We start from the raw sequence: 1,344 nt of genomic DNA on the forward strand, positions 1-1,344 counted from the left end.
GCCTGCAGTCGTATATCCGGCATCTAAAATGGGATCGTATTTGTCCCGTGCCGACATGGAATCTGCGTCACCAATGCGCCAGTCGCTACGAACGGCAGGCAAGCTGCCGGAAGAGTTATCGGCGTCTATCGGTGTGGGGTGAACCCTATTGGCCATGATGGTCGATCAATCTCGTCACAAGCGTGGATGGGTGTTCAGTTTCTTCTCGATAACGACTGTTTTGGATGTTGGCATTCAAGCGGGCATCGCAAAACTCTCCCTGCTGATCTTCTTGCCTAGGCGCACGGTAGGTTCATCAAACGCCACCTTGTCGCGCAGCGTGGCATAACAAATCCGCGCCAGTTTGTTCGCCAGCGCGCACGCCGCCTTGTTGTGATTGCTGCGGGCTTGCACATCCAGTGCCCAGCGGCGCACCCCACAGACCTCGCGCCCCGCGTTATCCGCCACCTTGGAGGCGCGCAGCACGCTCCTGGCGCCATGCGTGAGCAACATACGCAAGTAGCGGTCCCCTTTCTTGGAGATGTGCCCCAGGTAGCGGGAATTACCCGAGCTGTACTCTTTCGGTGTCAGCCCAAACCAGCTGGAGAAATGCCTAGCATCCTTGAAGTGGCTCACATCACCGGATGTAGCTGCCACCATCGCAGTCGCGGTCAGCAGGCCAATACCGGGAATCGACAGCAGCGTAGTGCAGGCCGGGCTGAGCCTGGCCAGCGCAGCCAACTCGCGCTCCAGTTGGGCAATGCGTGCTTCCAAAAGACGAATCTCCTCAATCAACAACTTGGCGGTGCCGCGAATCAAGTCCGGCACGGCCGTGTTGGGGTCGGCCAGCACACGGCTGATTGCTTCAATGCCGGTGCGTGCTCCCACTGGGATGGCAATGCCAAACTCACGGCAGAACCCACGAAGGGCATTGATGCGCGAGGTGCGGGTACCCATCCAAAGGCTGCGGATGCGGTGCATACCCTGCAAGGCCTGTTGTTCCACCGACTTGATGCGCACCGGGCGCATGTCGGAAGCACGGGCGGCTTCCAGCAGCGCTGCCGCATCGGCAGCATCGGTCTTGTTGCGCTTGACGTAGGCACGGATGTACTGGGCGGGTAGCAAGCGCACCTCGATGCCCAGGCCGTTGAGCCAGCGTCCCCAGTGGTGGGCTGAGCCACAGGCTTCCATGATGACCAGGGAAACGTCACGGTTGACAAACCAGCGCTCAAACTGGGTGCGGGTGAGGCGATGGGTTTCAACCACGCGCCATTGATCATCGGCCACGGCGAGTTGAAACACGGACTTTGCAAGATCGACGGCAACGGTAGTAGCATTCATGTCGGACTCCTTACGTTGAACAAC

The 1,344-nt window shown here is 59.4% G+C and carries 1 protein-coding gene; it reads right to left on the reverse strand.

All coding sequences use genetic code 11. The features are described from left to right. Positions 1 to 234: 234 nt before the first annotated feature. The gene (locus ACYVOC_RS18910; protein WP_116003225.1) at positions 235 to 1,320 is read right to left on the reverse strand and encodes an IS110 family RNA-guided transposase; all 1,086 of its coding nucleotides are present in this window, start codon (positions 1,318 to 1,320) and stop codon (positions 235 to 237) included. Between the last annotated feature and the right edge of the window lie 24 nt (positions 1,321 to 1,344).

The organism is Simplicispira piscis, assembly GCF_054783455.1.

Coding starts and splice junctions, on each gene's coding strand:
- ACYVOC_RS18910 (WP_116003225.1), bottom strand. CDS start 1,320: ATGAATGCTACTACCGTTGCCGTCGATCTTGCAAAGTCCGTGTTTCAA.